This is a genomic window from Nocardioides sp. AX2bis, assembly GCF_902506435.1.
Classification (GTDB): domain Bacteria; phylum Actinomycetota; class Actinomycetes; order Propionibacteriales; family Nocardioidaceae; genus Nocardioides.
The window spans coordinates 332,722-350,968 of sequence record NZ_LR733215.1 but is presented as its reverse complement, the minus strand read 5'-3'; the positions used below and the strand labels follow the sequence as shown (position 1 = coordinate 350,968).

The window sequence follows — 18,247 nt, the reverse complement described above, 5'->3', positions numbered from 1 at the left end:
ACGCCTCGGACGTCATCCCTCGGCGCGCCCGGCCGCGGACCGGGCCGCATGACGTCCCGGGGGCGTAGGGCCGGCGCCCGCTCAGCGGACCAGGCAGGGGCGCTTCGGGTCGAAGGTCCACCCCGGCACGAGGTGCTGCATGGCGGCGGCGTCGTCGCGGGCGCCGAGACCGTGCTCCACGTAGAGCTCGTGCGCGGCGGCGAGCCGGTCCCGGTCGATCTCCACGCCCAGCCCGCCCCCGGTCGGCACGGCGATCTCGCCGTCGGCGATCGGCGGCGGCGCGGTGGTCAGGCCCTGGCCGTCCTGCCAGATCCAGTGCGTGTCGAGCGCGGTGATCTCGCCGGGGGCGGCCGCCCCGACCTGGGTGAACATCGCCAGCGAGACGTCGAAGTGGTTGTTGGAGTGCGAGCCCCAGGTCAGGCCGAACTCGTGGCACAGCTGCGCCACGCGGACGGAGCCCGCCATGGTCCAGAAGTGCGGGTCGGCCAGCGGGATGTCGACGGCGTGCTCGCGCACCGCGTGCGCCATCTGTCGCCAGTCGGTGGCGATCATGTTGGTCGCGGTCCGCAGACCGGTGGCGCGGCGGAACTCCGCCATCACCTCGCGGCCCGAGAAGCCGCCCTCGGCGCCGCAGGGGTCCTCGGCGTACGCCAGCACGTCGCCGAGGTCGCGACACAGCTCGACGGCCTCGGCGAGAGACCACCCGCCGTTGGGGTCGAGCGTGATGCGCGCGTCCGGGAAACGGTCGTGCAGGGCACGGACGACCTCGACCTCCTCGGCCCCGGGCAGCACGCCCCCCTTGAGCTTGAAGTCGCGGAAGCCGTAGCGCGCCGACGTGGCCTCGGCCAGGCGCACGACGGCCTCGGGCGTCATCGCCTCCTCGCGCCGCGCCCGCTCCCACTCGTCGGCGCCGTCGGGCTCGCGCAGGTAGGGCAGGTCGGTGCGGTCGGGGTCGCCGACGAAGAACAAGTAGCCCAGCATCGGCACCGTGTCGCGCTGCTGGCCGTCGCCGAGCAGCTCGGCCACCGGGACGCCGAGGTCCTGGCCGTGCAGGTCGAGCAGGGCCGACTCCAGCGCGGTGACGGCGTGCACCGTCGTGCGCAGGTCGAAGGTCTGCAGGCCGCGCCCGCCCGCGTCGCGGTCGGCGAAGCGGGCCGCGACCTCGCGCAGCAGCGAGCGGAAGCGCGCGACCGGCTGCCCGACGAGCACGTCGGCGGCGTCCTCGATGGTCTGCTTGATCGCCTCGCCGCCGGGCACCTCCCCGAGGCCGGTGCGGCCGTCGGCGTCGGTGACCAGCGCGATGTTGCGGGTGAAGTACGGCCCGTGGGCGCCCGAGAGGTTGAGCAGCATCGAGTCGTGGCCGGCGACGGGCACGACCTCGATGCCGGTGATCGTCACGCTCACGCGGGGTCCCCCAGCTCGAGCACCCCGTCGACGCGCCGGGTGAGTCCCCACGGGTTGTCGTCGGCGACGGCCGCGGGCAGCAGGCCGGCCGGCACGTCCTGGTAGCAGACCGGGCGCTGGAAGCGCTCGACCGCGAGCGAGCCGACCGAGGTGGTCCGGGAGTCCGACGTCGCCGGGAACGGTCCGCCGTGCACCATCGCGTGGCCGACCTCGACGCCGGTGGGCCAGCCGTTGAAGAGGATCCGCCCGGCGCGGTCCTCGAGCACCGGCAGCAGCGCGCGGGCCTGCTCGGTGTCGCTCGCGTCCTCGGCGTCGCAGTGGACGGTGGCGGTCAGCTGGCCCTCGATGCCGCGCAGGATGGTGAGCAGCTCGTCGAGGTCCGACCAGCGCACGACGACGCCGGAGGCGCCGAAGACCTCCTGCTCGGCGGTGTGCGCAGCGCGCTGCCAGTCGGCCACGCTGAGCGCGGGGGCGGGGGCGCCCTCGCCGCCGGCGGCGCCGGTCGCGACCTGCTCGACGCCGTCGGCGCCCGCGAGGTCGGCGACGCCGCGCGCGTACGCCTCCGCGATGCCGGGCGTGAGCATCCGCTGACCGGTGGCGTCGGCGATGCGGCGCCCGGCCTCGGCGACGAACGCGTCACCGGCCTCGCCGGCGGGGACGAGCGCCAGGCCCGGGTTGGTGCAGAACTGTCCGGATCCCAGCGTCAGCGAGCCGACGAAGGCCTGGGCCAGCGCGGCCGGGTCCTGCGCCGTCAGGGCGCCGGGGAGCACGACGACGGGGTTGACCGACGACATCTCGGCGTAGACCGGGATCGGCTCGCGGCGACCGCGGGCGAGGTCGACCAGGGCGAGACCACCGGCGCGGGAGCCGGTGAACCCGACCGCCCTGATCCGGGGGTCGACGACCAGCGCGGCACCGAACTCGTTGCCGGCGCCGAGCACGAAGGAGAAGGTGCCGGCCGGCAGCCCGACCCGGGCCACGGCCCGGGTGACCGCGCGGGCGACGAGCTCGCCGGTGCCGGGGTGGGCGGGGTGTCCCTTGACCACGACGGGGCAGCCCGCAGCCAGGGCGGAGGCGGTGTCACCGCCGGCGGTGGAGAAGGCCAGCGGGAAGTTGCTGGCACCGAAGACCGCGACCGGGCCCAGCGGGACCCAGCGCTGGCGCAGGTCGGCGCGGGGCAGCGGGGCGCGCTCGGGCAGCGCGGGGTCCAGGCGTACGCCTAGGTGGTCGCCGCTCGCGGCGACCCCGGCGAAGAGGCGCAGCTGACCGGTGGTGCGGCCGACCTCGCCGGCGATCCGGCCCTCGGGCAGGCCGCTCTCGGCCACGGCACAGGCGACCAGGTCGTCGCGGTCGGCCTCGATCTCCTCGGCCATCGCGACCAGCAGGGCCGAGCGCTCGGCCGGGCTGGTGGCGCGGTAGGTCGCGGACGCCTCGGCCGCGGCAGCGACCGCGCGGTCGAGCTGGTCGAGGTCGAGCAGCCCGAACTCCGGGCCGATCTCGACACCGGTGGCGGCGGCGCGGGCGCGGAGCGTGCCGGCCGTGCCGCTGAGCTCCTCGCCGGCCACGACCGAGACGCCGCGGACCGAGCCGGGGACGGTGGGGGTGCTGGTGCTGTCTGCAGACGTCACGCGGGGACTCCTCCGATGCGCTTGACCAGGTCGGTCAGGGTGGCGAGCTCGAGCTCGCTCAGGTCGGTCAGGGGGGTGCGGACCGGGCCCGCGGGGCGGCCGATCACCTTCATGCCGGCCTTGACGATCGAGACCGCGTAGCCCTGCTGCCGGTCGCGCAGCTGGGTGTAGGGGATGACGAACTCGTTCAGCATGGCGTAGACGCGGGCCTGGTCCTGCGCGCGGACGGCGTCGTAGAAGGCCAGCGCGAACTCGGGCACGAAGTTGAAGATCGCCGAGGAGTAGGTGGTCACGCCGAGCTGGAGCAGCGGCAGCGCGAAGACCTCGGCGGTGGGCAGGCCGCCGATGTAGGTGAGCCGGTCGCCCATCCGGGCGTAGGTGCGGGTCATCTGCTCGATGTTGCCGATCCCGTCCTTGAAGCCGACCAGGGTGCGGTTGCGCTCGCAGGCCTGCTCGAGGGCGTCGGCGTGCAGCACGGCGTTGGCGCGGCTGTAGAAGACCACGCCGAGCGAGCTGGCCTCGCAGACGGCGGTGATGTGGTCGACGAGACCGGCCTGGCTGGCCTCGGTGAGGTAGGGCGGCATGAGCAGGAGGCCGTCGGCACCGGCCTCCTCGGCCGCGCGGGCCTGGGCGACGGCGTTCACCGTGGAGCCGGTCGCGGGGGCCAGGACCGGGACGGCACCGTCGACGGCGCCCACGGCGGCGCGCACGACGCGGTCGGTCTCGGCGGGGGTCAGCGAGAAGCCCTCGCCGGTGCCGCCGGCGGCGAACAGGCCGGCGACGGGGTGGGTGCTGAGCCAGGACAGGTGCTCCCGGTAGGCCGCCTCGTCGAGCTCCCCGTCCTCGGTGAAGTGGGTGACGGGGAAGGACAGCAGTCCGCTGCCGAGGGTGCCGGCCAGCTCGTCGGGGGTCACGTGCGCCACGGTGGGTTCCTCTCGTGCGGAGTGACGACCGTCGCCCTCCGCCGCCCACGCTAGGCAGCGGCCACGATGCTCGTCCAACACTCGATCGGCATCCACTCATTCGCCTAGAGCATCGTCGACCTCCTGCGCCGATCGCTGCACGAGGTGCAGCACCTGGCGCAGCATCGGCGTCAGCGCACCCCGGGACCAGATCGCGTGGAGCTCCACCGGACGAGCCGGCTCGGAGTCGGGATGGCCACCCCCCAGGTCGGTCAGGGGCTTGAAGACGACGCCCTCGACACCGAGCGCGGCGGCGCTGGCCGGCACGAACGCGACACCCTGGCCCGCGGCGACGAGGATGACCGCCGTGAGGACCTGCTGCACGTGCTGCTCGATGCGCGAGTGCCCGTTGACCAGGAAGCGGACGGTCATCTCGTGGAAGTAGCGCGCGGTCGTGGGGTGGTAGCCGATGACCGGGACCCCGTCGAAGTCCTCCGGCCCCAGCGGCCCGCGCGAGGAGGCCAGCGGGTGGTCCCGGGCGACGACGGCCCGCAGCGGCTCACGCGCCACCACCCTGGACGAGAGGACGCTGGTGTCGAACGGCGGTCGGGCCAGCCCCAGGTCGATCTCGCCGCGGCGGATCCCGTCCACCTGCCCGCCGGTGACCCGCTCGTGCAGGATCACCTCGACCGAGGGCAGCTCCCGTCCGAGCAGGCCGAGCAGCGGCCCGAGCACCCCGATCGCCGAGACCGCGGTGAAGCCCAGGTGCAGGGTGCCGGCCCAGCCGCCCTCGACCCGCCGGGCGTGCGCGACCGCCTCGTCGAGCGTGGTCACCAGGCGGTAGCAGTCCTCCAGGAAGGCGGCGCCCGCGGCGGTCAGCACGACCCGGCGGTTGTCGCGGTCCAGCAGCTGGGCGCCCACCATCCGCTCCAGCTTCTGGATCTGCCGCGAGAGCGGTGGCTGGGTCATCTTCAGCCGCTCGGCGGCCCTGCCGAAGTGCAGCTCCTCCGCCACGGCCACGAAGCAGCGGACCTGGTCCAGCGTGACGTCCATGCTGCGACGGTATCAAGCAATGCCGGATCTCACTTGGACAGGCATCGCCGACGGCTCGTACGGTCAGTGACGCCGGCCACAGCGACCGGTTCAGCGGACCCGGGGTCACGAGCCCGGGCGCAGATGACTCCAGGAGTGATTCCCATGGCCAGCCACCGGACCACCATCAGCCTCGCGGGCGCGGCCACGGCCGCCACGCTCCTCCTCTCCGCCTGCGGTGGCGTCTCCACCAGCACCGGCGGCGACGACGGCGGCTCGTACCCGTCGGGCACGGTCGAGATGTACGTCGGTGCCGACCCGGGCGGTTCCAGCGACCTGATCAGCCGCCAGGTCTCCACCGGCCTGTCCGACGCGCTCGACGCGTCCTTCCCGGTGATCAACGCCTCCGGTGCCAACGGCGCGCTGGCCGCCGCCGAGGTCGCCTCTGCCGAGCCCGACGGCTCGACCATCGCGGTCCAGAACGCCTCCCTGTTCGCCATCACCCCGCTCGCGGTCTCCGAGGACGAGGTCACCAGCATCGAGGACTTCGAGGTCGTCGGTGGCGTCTCGCGCGACGACTACGTCCTGGTCACCAATGCCGACAGCGAGTACCAGACCATCGAGGACCTCGAGGGCGCCGACTCGCTGAAGTACGGCACCACCGGCGTCGGCACCGGCTCGCAGGTCGCCCAGGCGCTGCTCTTCGGCGACCTCGGCGTCGAAGCCACGGACGTGCCCTTCGACGGTGGCGCGCCGGCGCTGACCGCCGTCCTCGGCGGCCAGGTCGACGCCGCCGCGCTGCAGATCGGCGAGGCCGTCGAGAACATCGAGGCCGGCAAGCTCACCCCGCTGACCGTCTTCGGCCCCGAACGCGTCGAGTCGTTGCCCGACGTCGAGACCGCCACCGAGCAGGGCCTCGAGGTCGAGGTCGCCCAGTACCGCTTCCTCACCGTGCCGGCCGGCACGCCCCAGGACGTCATCGACACCCTCGCCGGCGGCCTCGAGGAGACCTTCGCGACCGAGGAGTACCAGGCGTTCAACGAGCAGAACAACCTGGCCCCGCTCGAGGTCTCCGGCGACGAGATCGTCACCATGCTCGAGGAGGACGGCCAACGCTACGCCGACCTGCTCGACGAGTACGGCATCAGCCTGGGCAGCGCGTCCTGACCTGACCTGACGTCCCGCAGCACCACCCCCCGCACGACCCCGAGGAGCCGACGATGAGCACCACCCCACCGACCGGGCCGAACGCCCCCGGTGGCGTCCCCGGCACCTCGGGGTCGCCGGAGCCGGACCTGCTCGCCGACCTCCAGGCCGAGGTCGCGCAGGACCTCGAGGACGAGCGCCCGCCCGCCGGCGGCCCGGCGTACCAGGTCGTCGCGGCCCTCGTCGGGGTCGCGGTGGGCGTCACCGGGGTCGTGATGAGCCTGGGCTACGGCCTCGGCTCGCTCAGCGAGCCGGGCGCCGGGCTGTGGCCCTTCGCGACCAGCGTGCTGATCACCGGCCTGTCGCTGCTGCTGCTCCTCGTCGGCCGCGGTCTCGACGACGCCGAGGCCTTCACCCGCTCCAGCCTGCTGCCCCTCGCGGGCGCCGCGACCTTCCTGGTGATGGCCTTCCTCCTCCCGGTGATCGGGTTCGAGATCCCCTCGTTCCTGCTGTGCCTGGTCTGGCTGCGCTTCCTGGGCGGTGAGACCTGGCGCTCCACCGTGGTCGTCGCGCTGGTGACCACGGTCGCCTTCTACCTGCTCTTCCTCTACGGGCTCAGCATCCCGCTGCCCCACCTCTTCTGACGGCCACCGGAGTCCCGCATGGATGTCAACGCGTTCCTGGACGGCTTCGCCGTCGCCGTCGAGCCGACGAACCTGATGTACTGCCTGATCGGTGTCCTGGTCGGCATGCTGATCGGCGTCCTGCCCGGCCTCGGCCCGGCCGCGACGATCGCGATCCTGCTGCCGATCACCTACAACGTCGAGCCCGTCTCGGCCATCATCATGCTGGCCGGGATCTACTACGGCGCCCAGTACGGCGGCACGATCACCTCAGTGCTCCTCCGGCTGCCCGGTGAGGCGTCGAGCGTGGTCACCGTCTTCGACGGGTTCGCGCTGGCCAAGCAGGGCAAGGCCGGCACCGCGCTCGGCATCGCCGCCATCGGCTCCTTCGTCGGCGCCACCATCGCGATCGTCGGGATGACCCTCCTGGCGCCCGTCGTGGCGAGCTTCGCGCTCGACTTCGGTCCTCCGGAGTACGCCGCGCTGGCCCTGCTCGGCGTCCTGCTCGTCGCCACGGTCGGCAACGGCAACATGATCAAGGCGCTGATCGCGGCCGCCATCGGGCTCCTCCTGGCCACGGTCGGGCGGGACAGCTTCACCGGTGCCAGCCGCTTCACCTTCGACAGCCTGGAGCTCTCCGACGGCATCGACTTCGTCGTCGTGGCGATGGGCCTCTTCGGCGTCGGGGAGATCCTGCACAATCTCGAGCAGCGCCACGGCAAGGTCCAGGCGCCCGCGCCGGTGGCCAACGTCTGGCCCTCCCGCGGCGAACTCAAGCAGTCCTCCGGCGCGATCGGCCGCGGCTCGGTGATCGGGTTCTTCCTCGGGGTCCTGCCCGGTGGTGGCGCCGTGATGGCCTCGCTGGTCGCCTACGCCGCCGAGAAGAAGCGGGCCAAGGATCCCTCACGCTTCGGCCGTGGTGCGATCGAGGGCGTGGCCGCCCCCGAGTCGGCCAACAACGCCGCCGCGACCTCGTCGTTCATCCCGCTGCTGACGATCGGGATCCCGGCCAACGCCTCGATGGCGATCCTGTTCGGCGCGCTGCTGGTCCTGGGCGTGACGCCCGGCCCCGCGCTGGTCGACGAGCGCCCCGACGTCTTCTGGGGCGTCATCAACTCCATGTACATCGGCAACATCATGCTGCTGGTCCTCAGCATCCCGCTGGTCGGCGTCTTCGTCCGCGTGCTGCGGGTGCGTCCGGCGATCCTGGCCCCGATCACCGCCCTGATCACGATCCTGGGCGTCTACACGATCCGGAACTCGGTCTTCGACATCTTCGTGATGATCACCTTCGGGATCATCGGCTACCTGATGAAGAAGGCCGGGTTCGAGCCCGGCCCGCTGGTCCTGGCCTTCGTCCTCGGCATCCTGGTCGAGAGCAGCATCCGCCGCTCGCTGCTGATCTTCGGCGGCGACCCGACCGGCTTCGTGACCCGCCCGATCTCCGGGACGATCCTCGCCTTCCTGGTGCTGGTGATCCTCCTGCCGCTGCTGCGCAAGCTGCTGGCCCGGCGTACCCGGCCCGGCGGACCGTCCGGCCCTGCCTCCCCCACCACTCCCGAGCGTGAAGAGAGCCTGCGATGACGATCCTGATCGGCTACGTCCCGACCCCGCGCGGCGAGGCCGCGCTCACCGCCGGCCTCGAGGAGGCCGCTGCCCGCGGTGACGAGGTGGTCCTGCTCAACAGCCCCCGTCGGGGTCAGCTGGTCGACGGCCACCTCGTCGACGAGACGACCGAGGCCGGGCTCGTCGAGCGGGCCCGCGCCCTCGGCGTGACCCTGCGCGTCGACCGCGCCGACCACGGCGCCGACCTGGTCGCCGCCTTCACCTCGGCGGTCGAGGCCAGCGGCGCCCGGCTCGTGGTGATCGGCGTCAAGCGTCGCTCCCCGATCGGCAAGCTGGTCATGGGCAGCGACGCGCAGCGCCTGCTGCTCGACCTCGACGTGCCGATCCTGGCCGTCAAGCCTCCCCGGTGAGCACGGTGGGCAGCGGCTCGCGGGTCAGCCGCGTCGTCGTCACCCCGGTCGCGTTCGCCGACCCGCCGCTGCTCAACGTCGTCGGCGTGCACCAGGCCTGGGCGCTGCGTGCGGTGGTCGAGGTCCACACCGACGACGGTCTCCTGGGGCTCGGCGAGACGTACGGCGACGAGACGCAGCTCGGTCGGTTGCAGGCCGTGGCCGACCGGCTCGGCGGGCACGACCCGTACGACCTGGCCGGCCTGCGCCGCCTCGTGGCGCTGGTCCTGGCCGCCGGCGACGGCGACGCCGGGATGAGCTTCGGCGGGATGCTCGACGTCGACTCGGCGCTGGAGACGGTCTACTCACCGTTCGAGGTGGCCTGCCTCGACGTCCAGGCGCGGCGCGCCGGCGTCCCGGTCAGCGACCTGCTCGGTGGGCGGGTCCGCGACCGCGTCGACTTCGCCGGTTACCTGTTCTACAAGTGGGCCGCGCACCCCGGCCAGGAGCCGGACGCCTGGGGCGAGGCCCTGGACGCCGACGGGATCGTGGCCCAGGCCCGCCGGATGGTCGACGGGTGGGGCTTCACCTCGCTCAAGCTCAAGGGCGGCGTCTTCGCCCCCGAGGTCGAGTGCGAGGCGATCGAGGCGCTGCGCGCCGCCTTCCCGGACCACCCGCTGCGCCTGGACCCCAACGGTGGCTGGACCCCGGCCACCTCGGTCAAGGTCGCCGAGCGGCTGGCCGGCGTGGTCGAGTACCTCGAGGACCCCACCCCGGGCATCCCCGGCATGGCCGAGGTCGCCCGCCACACCGACCTCCCCCTGGCGACCAACATGTGCGTGATCGCGATGGAGCACCTCCCGCCCGCGATCGCCGCCGACGCCGTCCAGGTCGTGCTGTCGGACCACCACCTCTGGGGCGGGCTGCGCCGCTCGGCGCTGCTGGCCGGCATCTGCGAGACCTTCGGGCTGGGCCTGTCGATGCACTCCAACTCCCACCTCGGCATCAGCCTGGCCGCGATGGTGCACCTGGCCGCGTCGAGCGAGAACCTGACGTACGCCTGCGACACCCACTACCCGTGGAAGACCCAGGACCTGCTGGTCCCCGGGGTGCTGGAGTTCCGCGACGGCGCCGTCGACGTGCCCACCGGCCCGGGCCTGGGCGTCGAGCTCGACCGCGACAGGCTGGCCGAGCTGCACGAGCAGTGGGTGACCTGTGGCGTCCGTCGCCGCGAGGACACCGTCTACATGCGCAGCATCGAGCCTGGCTTCGAGGTCAACACGTCCCGCTGGTGACGGCCCCCGGCGGGTACGCCCGCGCCGTGCGCGCCATCTGCGCCCGCGCCGCCTTCAGCCGTACGCGCGGCTCCCCGACCTTGGCGAGGTTCAGCGGCGGTCGGAGCCGGAGCAGGACGGCGGTCTCGACCTCGCCCAGCAACACACCTCCCGGCCCGATCCACGTCGCGAGCAGCAGGTGCCGCTCCATCCACTCGCTGAGCCGCAGATCACCGCGCGGCTCGAGGCCGAAGCTGGCACTGCCGTCAGGACGAGCGAGGTTCCGGGGTACGGCGACCAGGTCGAGCCGGTCGACGAGCAGCGCGGCGAGGCTACGGCGCACGGTCGACGACCCGGTCCTGCCGGTCGCGAAGTGGGTGCCGACGTCGCGGTCGCGGAGGCTCGCCTCGGCCTTGCCGACGTAGAGCGGTTGATCGTCGAGCTGCGGCTCGAGGCCGAGGTCCGACCACGCTCTCGGGCTACCGTGGAACGCGTAAAGACCACGCTCCCGAGCGACCACATCGGCCGCCTCGGCACGGGCGTGCCGTGGGCCCGCGAGGGCATGCAGGGCGGCGTCAACGGCGTCAGGGTCGACCATGCGCTGATCCTCGCGCACGACCCGTGCCGGAGCACGGCGAGCCGGTCGACTCGCGATCTGGTGCCACCAGGTGACTCCAGATCACGACTCGACGCCCCTTCACGACAGCGGGCCGTACGGCGACCGCGGTCCGCTGCGCTCCATCGAGCTGGTCGGCTCGTCGTCCTCGAGGGTGCAGCGCAGCCGGTACCCGCCGTCGTGGTCCCACGTCCGCGTCCGGTCGACGGTCTCGTGGCTCTCGCGGGACGGGTCACGGACCCACATCGGGCCCTCGCCCTCGGGGGCGACGTGGAGCGGGTGGCCGTACTCCACCCGGATCGTCGGCGTGGTGTCGAGCTGGACCTCCTCGATCGTCCAGGTGCGGATCAGCGGCGGCATCCCGGGCAGCGTCGCGAGGTGGTCCATGTAGGCGAAGTGGTCCACGTGCAGGCCGACCTCGCCGGTCAGCCACGCACCCGCGGCCGGCGGCTGGAGGTCGTCGAGGACCATCCAGGTGTCGTACGCCTGGAGCGGGCCGATGTCGAGCACGAACGCGTCGCTCGCGCGGGGCGACGACGAGGCGCGCAGCAGCCGGCCGGTGACCTCGTACGTCGTGTCCCGCCCGGTCCACCGGCAGCTCGTGCCGGCGGCGTCCGGGGCCGGCCGGAGGCGACGATGTCGCGCGTAGCCGAACTCGACCGCGAACTCGCGCCGCTGACCCGGGGCGACGTCGGTGTCGTTGCCGTCCTGCAGGACCCAGCCGTCGAGTCCGATCCACCACGACGCGCTCATGCGTCGTCGTCCACGATCTCCCACTCGCCGTCGAAGCGCGCCACGACGAAGGCGCCGTCGAAGCTGGTCTTCGCGCCGTCCGCGGCCGACTCCGCCGTGTAGGCCACCCGGGCGACCTCTGTCGCGCCGTCGGGCACCGGCACGCCCGCGGGCGACTCGTCGACCTCGGTCACCGTGAACTCACCGAGCTCGAGGCTCCCGTCGCCGCGCCCGCACACGTCGAGCTTGCTCGACAGCTCGTCCGCCTCGTCCACGCTGTAGGTGCCGAAGTAGGCGGTGCAGTCCGCGTCGCGGACGTCGTTGGCGTAGGACTCGACGACATCCTCCGGCGCGGGCTGGCCGAGGAGCGAGAACGCGAGGCCGCCCGCCAGGACCGCTGGGGCGGCGGCGACCAGGCCGATCCTCCGCCAGCTCCACCGACCCATCCCGTCGTGCACCATGTCCCGAGCCTAGGCCGAGGAGGCACGCCGGGTGGCGCGCACGACGACGTCGTCGAGCACCTTCTCCCCTCCCTCGAAGACGTACACCCGCGAGGTGTCCTCGGCCGTGACGACCTCCCACAGCTCCGGGTCGAACCGGGCCGCGACGGCCGCGGCGGTCACCGTCGCCTCCGGCGGCGGCCCGTCCCCCTCCCCCGACCCGTGCCCGTGCCCGTGGCCCTGCCCGTGGCCGTGCCCGTGGCCGCCCGCGTGGCCCTGCCCGTGACCCACGACCAGCAGCGTCCCTCCAGGTGCGACCCAGCCCGCGAGCCGGTCGTAGAAGTCGAGCTGCGGGATCGTCGGGTGGGCGTAGAACGTGGTGACCAGGTCGAGGGCGACCGCCGGCTCCCACGTCGAGAGGTCGGCCTCGACCCAGCGCACCCGCCCTGCGGCCTCGGGTGCCGTACGCCCCCGCGCCCGCCGCAGCACCTCGGAGGCGATGTCGGCGCCGGTGACGTCCCAGCCCTGCGCGGCCAGCCAGGTGGCCTCGACACCCTCGCCGCAGCCGGCGTCGAGCGCGGCGCCCGGGGTCAGGTCGGCGGTCTCGCGGACGACGTACGGGTTCGGCTCGCGGCGGTGGGACTCCACGCCCGGGCCGGCGTAGTGCTCGTCCCAGTAGTCGCGGTCGAAGGTGTGCTCGCGGTCGCTCATGCCGACACCTTCCCGCCCCGCGCGGCGAGGGTCGCCTGCAGGTCGGTCATCATCAGGTCCCCGTGGATCTGGGCCGCGACCCGGGCGGCGTCCGCCGCGGCGCCGCTCACCTGGGCCATCAGGTCGGTGGCGTTGCCGGCCACCCAGACCCCGGGCACCGGGGTGCGACCGGCCTCGTCGGCGGGGACCATCGTGCCCATCATGTGCTCGACCGGCTCGAGGCCGATCCCGGCCAGGAAGTCGGCGCGGGCGTGCAGCCGCGTCCCGACCGCGACGACGTCGACCTCGACGACGGCGCCGTGAGCGAGGCGGACCCCGCGGATCGCGTCGTCGTCGATCTCGAGCCGCTCGACCGCCCCGTCGAAGACCGGGACGTCCAGCGCATCGAGAGTGGCCCGGTCGTCCTCGGACAGCGCGACGCCGTGGGCGAAGAAGCGCACGTCGTCGCTGAGCTGGCGCAGCATCAGTGCTTGGTGCACCGACATCGGGCTTGCGGCCAGCACGCCGATCCGGCGGTCGCGCGACTCCCAGCCGTGGCAGAACGGGCAGTGGATGACGTCGCGCCCCCACCGCTCGGCCACACCGGGGACGTCGGGCAGCTCGTCGACCAGGCCGGTCGCGACCAGCAGCCGCCGCGCCAGGAGCGGCGCCCCCTCGGCGAGGGTCACCTCGAAGCCCGCGTCGACGTGGGTGACGGACACGACCCGGTCGTCGACCACGCGCCCGCCGTACCCCTCGACCTCGGCGCGACCTCGCGCGACCAGCTCGGCCGGCGGGGTCCCGTCGAGGGCGAGCAGACCGTGCACGCCCGCGGCCGGGGCGTTGCGCGGTGCTCCCGCGTCGACGACGACCACGCTGCGGCGCTGGCGTACCAGGGTCAGGGCCCCGCTGAGCCCGGCCGCCCCGCCGCCGATGACGACGACGTCCAGGACATCGGTGGTGTTCTCGTTGTGGTCGGTCATCCCGGCCACCTCCTCGCTGCTCGGTGTGTGCCCCCAGCCTGCGTCGCGACCCAGCAGATCGGCAAGCGATGTTGCCGAACGGAAAATGAGGCGTAGGCTCAGGTCATGACCGACCCCCTCACGACCAGCGACACCGACCGGGCCCTCGACGCCGTCGGCACCCGTCTCAAGCAGCTGCGCACCCGCCGAGACATCACGCTCGCGGACCTGGCGGCGCAGACCGGGATCTCGGTCAGCACCCTGTCGCGGCTCGAGGCGGGTCTGCGGCGCCCGACGCTCGAGCAGCTGCTGCCGCTGGCGCGGGTGCACGGGGTGACGCTCGACGAGCTGGTCGACGCCCCCGCCACCGGCAACCCCCGGGTCAACCTGCGCCCGATCAGGAACGACATGGGCTGGGTGATGCTGCCGCTGACCAAGCGGGCCGGCGGGATCCAGGCGTACAAGTTCGTGGTCCCGCGAGGCGACGACGACGCGGTGGTCGAGCAGCGCACGCACGACGGCTGGGACTGGGTCTACGTCCTCGACGGCACGCTGCGACTGGTCCTCGGCGAGCACGACCTGCTGCTCAAGCCCGGCGAGGCGGCCGAGTTCGACTGCCGCACCCCGCACTGGTTCGGCGCGACCAGCGCCGGGCCGGTCGAGTTCCTGAGCCTGATCGGGCGGCAGGGCGAGCGGGCGCACGTGCGGGCGTCGACCGCGCGGGCCTGAGCGCGGGTCCGGGCCAGGGTCGACGACCGGCCCGGGACGTCATACGCCGCAGCGCTCAGCCCCCGCTCGGACCGTATGACGTCCCGCGGCGAGCACGCCTCAGAACGGGTACGGCGCGATGTCCGGACGCACGGTCAGCCACTGACCCTCGGTGAACGCCTCGATGTTGGCCGTCGCCCCACCGAACCGCGAACCCGTGCCCGAGGCACCCACGCCGCCGAACGGGGCGTTGGCCTCGTCGGAGACAGTCTGCTCGTTGATGTGCACCTTGCCGGCGTGGACCCGGTCCGCGATCTTCATCGCCCGCCCGACGTCGCCGAGGATGCCGACCGACAGGCCGTACTCGTTGGCGTTGACCAGCCCCACGACCTCGTCGTCGGTGGAGAAGGACATGACCGCGCGACCGGGCCGAAGATCTCGTCGGCGAGGGCGCGGTTGTCGGGCGTGAGGTCGGCGAGCACGGTCGGGTAGTAGTACGGCCCCTCACGCCGACCGCCGGCGGCCAGGCGCGCGCCCTGGGACTGCGACTCGGTGACGATCGCGTCGATGTTGTCGAGCTGCTTGCCGTCGATGATCGGACCGAGCGCGACCTGGTCGGTCGAGGGGTCGCCCACCGGCAGGTGCTCGGCCTTGGCGGCCAGCGCGGCGACGTAGTCGTCGTAGAGCGACTCGTGCACGAAGTGCCGTCCCGTCGTCATGCAGATCTGACCCTGGTGGAGGAACGACCCGAACGCGCCGGCCGAGGCCGCGAGCGCGAGGTCGGCGCCGGGCAGGACCACCAGCGCGTTGTTGCCGCCGAGCTCGAGGTGCGCGCGCTTGAGGTGGCGGGCGGCGGCCTCACCGACCTTGCGGCCGGCGGCGGTGGAGCCGGTGAAGGAGATGACGGCGACCTCGGGGGCCTCGACGACGGCGACGCCGACCTCCGTGCCGCCCGGCAGCAGCTGCAGCAGGCCCGCCGGCAGCCCGGCCTCCTCGAAGACCCGCACCAGCGCGACCCCGCCGCAGACCGCGGTCCGCGGGTCGGGTTTGAGCAGCACGGCGTTGCCGAGCGCGAGCGCCGGCGCGACGGAGCGGATGGAGAGGATCAGCGGGAAGTTGAACGGCGCGATCACGGTGACCACGCCGACCGGGCGGCGGCGCGCGAAGGACCAGTGCGGCGCGTTGGAGGCCAGCACCTCGCCCTGCGGGTGCGTCGGCAGCGAGGCGGCCTCGAAGCACTCGGCGGCCGCGATGTGCGTCTCGAGCCCGGCCTTCGTCGGTACGGACCCCGCCTCGCGCACGATCCATCCCTGGACCTCCTCGGCGTGGGTCTCCCACAACTCACCGGCGCGACGCAGCACGGCCGCGCGCTGCTCCGGCGGCCGTGCCGCCCACTCCTCCTGCGCCGCCGCCGCCCTCGTCGCGGCCCGGGTGACGTCGTCGGGCCCGGCCACCCCGACCTGCCCGAGGACCTTGCCGGTCGCGGGCTCGACCACGTCCTGCACGCCGCCTGAGCCGGTGGTCCAGCCGTCGAGGTGGATCTTGCCGGTCCAGGTGGCGGGGTCGAGCAGGGTCATGACGGTTCCTGTCGGTGGGGTACGCCGTCCCGCGCGTGCAGGCGGCTCTGCTGATGCCTATCAGGCCGGTGGGCGACCTGCCCCCGGCCCGGGAGCTCAGGGTCGTGTGCCTGAGAACGCGGTAGGGACCGTCCTCAAGCACACGACTCCCGCGGGCTACTCCGCCTTGGGAGCCTCGTCGGGGTACGTCTCCCCGACCGGGTGCGTGCCGGCAGGCGAGCCCTGGGCCGGGTCGTACTCGCCCTCGGCGGCGGCGCCGTCGGTGGTCGACGACTCCTCCTGCTCCTCGGCGGCGTCGTCGAGTCGTCCGATGTTCTCGGAGTCCTGGCTGCTCATGCGTGCCCCTCTCGTCGATGTCTCTGGCTCCCGCCCACGCTGCCACCCGCCACGACCGCGCCGCTCACCCCCGAGGACCAGTGGGGCTGGACGCCCGGCGCACGTCAGGGCCACCGTGGACCCATGGCCGAGGTGAAGCAGGTGCAGGTGACCTTCGACTGCGCGAGCCCCCGCGCAGTCGCCGCGTTCTGGAAGGAGGTGCTGGGCTACGTCGACCCGCCGCCCCCGCCCGGCTTCGACTCGTGGGACGCCGTCGACGCCACCCTGCCCCCGGACCGCCAGGGCGGCGTCTGGGCCTGCCAGGACCCGACCGGCGCCGGCCCGCGGCTCTTCTTCCAGCGGGTGCCGGAGGCCAAGGCCGGCAAGAACCGCATCCACCTCGACGTACGCGTCGGGGTCGGCCTCACCGGCGAGGAGCGCGTCGCCGCGCTCGAGGCCGAGGCCGACCGGCTGGAGCCGCTCGGCGCACGCCGGGTGCGGCTGATGCGGGCCACCGGCGTCAACGAGTCGTGCCTGGTGATGCAGGACGTCGAGGGCAACGAGTTCTGCCTGGACTGACGACGAGCGCCCGGCCGTACTGGGCCGCGGGGTCGTGGGGGTCGGGCGGGCGGGCCGCCAGCAGGAGTCGTGTGCCTGAGCACGGTCAAGGGCTCGGTATCAGGCACACGACCTCGACTGGCCGGGCTGGGCCCACGCAGTCGTGGGTCGGTCGACGCGCCCCAGCGCGTCAGTTGACCCATGACCGCCCGACGGACCTTGTACGTCGGGCCGGCCACCTGCAGACGGAAGTCGTGTGCCTGAGCCCGGTGCGGGGCTGGTTCTCGAGCACACGACTCCCTCCCCACCGGTGTCAGCCGGGCGGGGCCTCGCCCAGCCGCCCGATCGGCGTCGACACCGCAGCCCCGCGCGGGCACGCCCACACCGCGCGGCCGCCCTCGACGACCGCCTGCCGCGGGTGGGAGTCCGGGTGCGCCGGGCAGGTCGGCCAGACGGCCGGGCGGTGCATCCCGGGCAGCTGCTCGACCACCCAGTCCTGCACCTGGTCCGCGAGCCTGGCCAGACCCGACGCCGGGTCCAGCGACATGTCCAGCCACACGCCGGCGCTGCTGCCGTACGCCACCAGGGTGCAGGACTCCGACGGCTGCCAGTCCTGCCACGGCGTGGGGTCGACCGGCGGGATCCATCCCTCAGCAGCCTGGAGGTCGTCGAGCACCGGCCGCAGCGCCTCCTCGATCCCCCACGTCACGGCAGCAGCCTCAGGCCCGCGGGTCGGCCAGCACGTCCCGCCACGAGTGCTGCGGGTCGAAGCCGAGCATCTCCCGCGCCTTGTCGATCGAGTAAAACGTCTCGTCGCGGCCCATCTCGCGGCGCAGCTCGACGCCCTCGTAGAACTTCTCGCGGATCTCGTCGGTCGTCGCGGCCACCGACATGTCGGCGTTCGCGACGTTGAAGACCTCGAAGCCCAGCCCGTCGGTGGTCAGGCAGCGCTGCACCATCTGCCCGAGGTCGCGGGTGTCGATGTAGGCGAAGACGTTGCGGCGGCGCAGCGAGGGGTCCTCGAGGTAGTCGGGGAAGTACTCCTCGTACTCGTGCGGCTCGATCACGTTGTTGATCCGCAGACCGTAGATGTCGCTGCTGGTGCGGGCGTGGAACGACCGGGCGGTCACCTCGCTGGCGACCTTCGACATCGCGTACGAGTCCTCCGGCACGACCGGGTGCTCCTCGTCGACCGGCACGTAGAGCGGCTTGCGCTCACCCTGCGCGAAGCAGATGCCGTACGTCGTCTCGGACGAGGCGAAGATGACCTTCGGGATGCCGAGCCGGGTGGCCGCCTCGAGCACGTGGTAGGTCGACAGGATGTTGATCGCGTACGTCGTGGCGTCGGGGGTCAGCAGGATCCGCGGGATGGCCGCGAAGTGGACGACCGCGTCGTAGGAGGGGACCGACGGCAGGTCGAGCTCGTCCATGGAGGCCATCTGGGCCATCGCGGAGTACGTCTGCCCGGCGTCGGTGAGGTCGACCTTCAGGTCGTTGACGTCGGGGTGGCCGAGCGGGGTGAGGTCGGCGTTGGTGACCTGGTGGCCCTGGCTGGCGAGGTAGGGGGCGACGTGCTTGCCGGCCTTGCCGCTGCCGCCGGTGAAGAAGATGCGCATGCGGCGAGTCAACCGTGCGCCCGGCAGGCGGCTCTCACCCGGCCGGCAGGCGGGCCGGGCGTGCGAGAG

The 18,247-nt window shown here is 73.2% G+C and carries 19 protein-coding genes and 1 pseudogene; 7 read left to right on the top strand and 13 right to left on the bottom strand.

The window, feature by feature from the left end; translation table 11 throughout:
• Window positions 1-81: 81 nt before the first annotated feature.
• The 4 genes from GV155_RS01710 to GV155_RS01695 all read right to left on the bottom strand — a co-directional run bounded on the left by GV155_RS01710 (window position 82) and on the right by GV155_RS01695 (window position 4,987).
• Window positions 82-1,404, bottom strand: coding sequence for an enolase C-terminal domain-like protein (locus GV155_RS01710; protein WP_268892562.1), 1,323 nt, complete (start codon window positions 1,402-1,404; stop codon window positions 82-84).
• Complete coding sequence (locus tag GV155_RS01705) at window positions 1,401-3,032, bottom strand: aldehyde dehydrogenase (NADP(+)) (RefSeq protein ID WP_236553845.1); 1,632 nt, start codon at window positions 3,030-3,032, stop codon at window positions 1,401-1,403. The genes GV155_RS01710 and GV155_RS01705 overlap by 4 nt, the downstream gene beginning before the upstream one ends.
• On the bottom strand, window positions 3,029-3,955 hold the full coding sequence (kdgD, locus tag GV155_RS01700; RefSeq protein WP_160004654.1) for a 5-dehydro-4-deoxyglucarate dehydratase: 927 nt from the start codon (window positions 3,953-3,955) through the stop codon (window positions 3,029-3,031). Before kdgD ends, GV155_RS01705 begins: the two co-directional genes overlap by 4 nt.
• Before the next feature lie 96 nt (window positions 3,956-4,051).
• A complete protein-coding gene (locus GV155_RS01695) occupies window positions 4,052-4,987 on the bottom strand; it encodes a LysR family transcriptional regulator (protein WP_160004653.1) in 936 nt (311 codons plus the stop codon).
• 144 nt (window positions 4,988-5,131) lie between these two features.
• Here GV155_RS01695 and GV155_RS01690 point away from each other — a divergent pair, with 144 nt between their 5' ends.
• Genes GV155_RS01690 through GV155_RS01670 form a run of 5 tightly spaced genes read left to right on the top strand, consistent with a single transcriptional unit; the run spans window position 5,132 to window position 9,985 of the window.
• The gene (locus GV155_RS01690) at window positions 5,132-6,133 is read left to right on the top strand and encodes a Bug family tripartite tricarboxylate transporter substrate binding protein (RefSeq protein WP_201300018.1); all 1,002 of its coding nucleotides are present in this window, start codon (window positions 5,132-5,134) and stop codon (window positions 6,131-6,133) included.
• A 53-nt stretch (window positions 6,134-6,186) separates the two neighbouring features.
• On the top strand, window positions 6,187-6,756 hold the full coding sequence (locus GV155_RS01685) for a tripartite tricarboxylate transporter TctB family protein (protein WP_160004651.1): 570 nt from the start codon (window positions 6,187-6,189) through the stop codon (window positions 6,754-6,756).
• 18 nt (window positions 6,757-6,774) lie between these two features.
• A complete protein-coding gene (locus GV155_RS01680; RefSeq protein ID WP_160004650.1) occupies window positions 6,775-8,319 on the top strand; it encodes a tripartite tricarboxylate transporter permease in 1,545 nt (514 codons plus the stop codon).
• On the top strand, window positions 8,316-8,711 hold the full coding sequence (locus tag GV155_RS01675; RefSeq protein WP_160004649.1) for a universal stress protein: 396 nt from the start codon (window positions 8,316-8,318) through the stop codon (window positions 8,709-8,711). The genes GV155_RS01680 and GV155_RS01675 overlap by 4 nt, the downstream gene beginning before the upstream one ends.
• On the top strand, window positions 8,708-9,985 hold the full coding sequence (locus tag GV155_RS01670) for a glucarate dehydratase family protein (RefSeq protein WP_160004648.1): 1,278 nt from the start codon (window positions 8,708-8,710) through the stop codon (window positions 9,983-9,985). Before GV155_RS01675 ends, GV155_RS01670 begins: the two co-directional genes overlap by 4 nt.
• Here the strand turns inward: GV155_RS01670 and GV155_RS01665 are convergent.
• The 5 genes from GV155_RS01665 to GV155_RS01645 form a co-directional block, all read right to left on the bottom strand.
• On the bottom strand, window positions 9,966-10,562 hold the full coding sequence (locus GV155_RS01665) for a GIY-YIG nuclease family protein (protein ID WP_160004647.1): 597 nt from the start codon (window positions 10,560-10,562) through the stop codon (window positions 9,966-9,968). The two genes, GV155_RS01670 and GV155_RS01665, sit on opposite strands and share 20 nt — an antisense overlap.
• Before the next feature lie 99 nt (window positions 10,563-10,661).
• Window positions 10,662-11,333, bottom strand: a complete 672-nt coding sequence (locus tag GV155_RS01660; RefSeq protein ID WP_160004646.1) for a hypothetical protein — start codon at window positions 11,331-11,333, stop codon at window positions 10,662-10,664.
• The gene (locus GV155_RS01655; RefSeq protein WP_160004645.1) at window positions 11,330-11,773 is read right to left on the bottom strand and encodes a hypothetical protein; all 444 of its coding nucleotides are present in this window, start codon (window positions 11,771-11,773) and stop codon (window positions 11,330-11,332) included. Before GV155_RS01655 ends, GV155_RS01660 begins: the two co-directional genes overlap by 4 nt.
• Window positions 11,774-11,782: 9 nt before the next feature.
• Window positions 11,783-12,463, bottom strand: coding sequence for a class I SAM-dependent methyltransferase (locus tag GV155_RS01650; RefSeq protein WP_160004644.1), 681 nt, complete (start codon window positions 12,461-12,463; stop codon window positions 11,783-11,785).
• On the bottom strand, window positions 12,460-13,425 hold the full coding sequence (locus GV155_RS01645) for an NAD(P)/FAD-dependent oxidoreductase (RefSeq protein ID WP_160004643.1): 966 nt from the start codon (window positions 13,423-13,425) through the stop codon (window positions 12,460-12,462). Before GV155_RS01645 ends, GV155_RS01650 begins: the two co-directional genes overlap by 4 nt.
• Before the next feature lie 105 nt (window positions 13,426-13,530).
• On the opposite strand from GV155_RS01645, the gene GV155_RS01640 reads away from it, so the two are divergent.
• Window positions 13,531-14,133, top strand: coding sequence for a helix-turn-helix domain-containing protein (locus GV155_RS01640; protein WP_160004642.1), 603 nt, complete (start codon window positions 13,531-13,533; stop codon window positions 14,131-14,133).
• A gap of 99 nt (window positions 14,134-14,232) precedes the next feature.
• On the opposite strand, the pseudogene GV155_RS01635 reads toward GV155_RS01640, so the two are convergent.
• Window positions 14,233-15,689, bottom strand: a pseudogene (locus GV155_RS01635) (benzaldehyde dehydrogenase).
• Window positions 15,690-15,845: 156 nt separating this feature from the next.
• Window positions 15,846-16,025: a hypothetical protein gene (locus GV155_RS01630; RefSeq protein ID WP_160004640.1), complete on the bottom strand. Its 180-nt coding sequence runs from the start codon at window positions 16,023-16,025 to the stop codon at window positions 15,846-15,848.
• A gap of 123 nt (window positions 16,026-16,148) precedes the next feature.
• Here GV155_RS01630 and GV155_RS01625 point away from each other — a divergent pair, with 123 nt between their 5' ends.
• Window positions 16,149-16,583, top strand: coding sequence for a VOC family protein (locus GV155_RS01625; protein WP_160004638.1), 435 nt, complete (start codon window positions 16,149-16,151; stop codon window positions 16,581-16,583).
• Window positions 16,584-16,875: 292 nt separating this feature from the next.
• On the opposite strand, the gene GV155_RS01620 is transcribed toward GV155_RS01625, so the two are convergent.
• The gene (locus GV155_RS01620; RefSeq protein ID WP_160004636.1) at window positions 16,876-17,271 is read right to left on the bottom strand and encodes a hypothetical protein; all 396 of its coding nucleotides are present in this window, start codon (window positions 17,269-17,271) and stop codon (window positions 16,876-16,878) included.
• 10 nt (window positions 17,272-17,281) lie between these two features.
• Window positions 17,282-18,178, bottom strand: a complete 897-nt coding sequence (locus tag GV155_RS01615; protein ID WP_160004634.1) for an NAD-dependent epimerase/dehydratase family protein — start codon at window positions 18,176-18,178, stop codon at window positions 17,282-17,284.
• Between the last annotated feature and the right edge of the window lie 69 nt (window positions 18,179-18,247).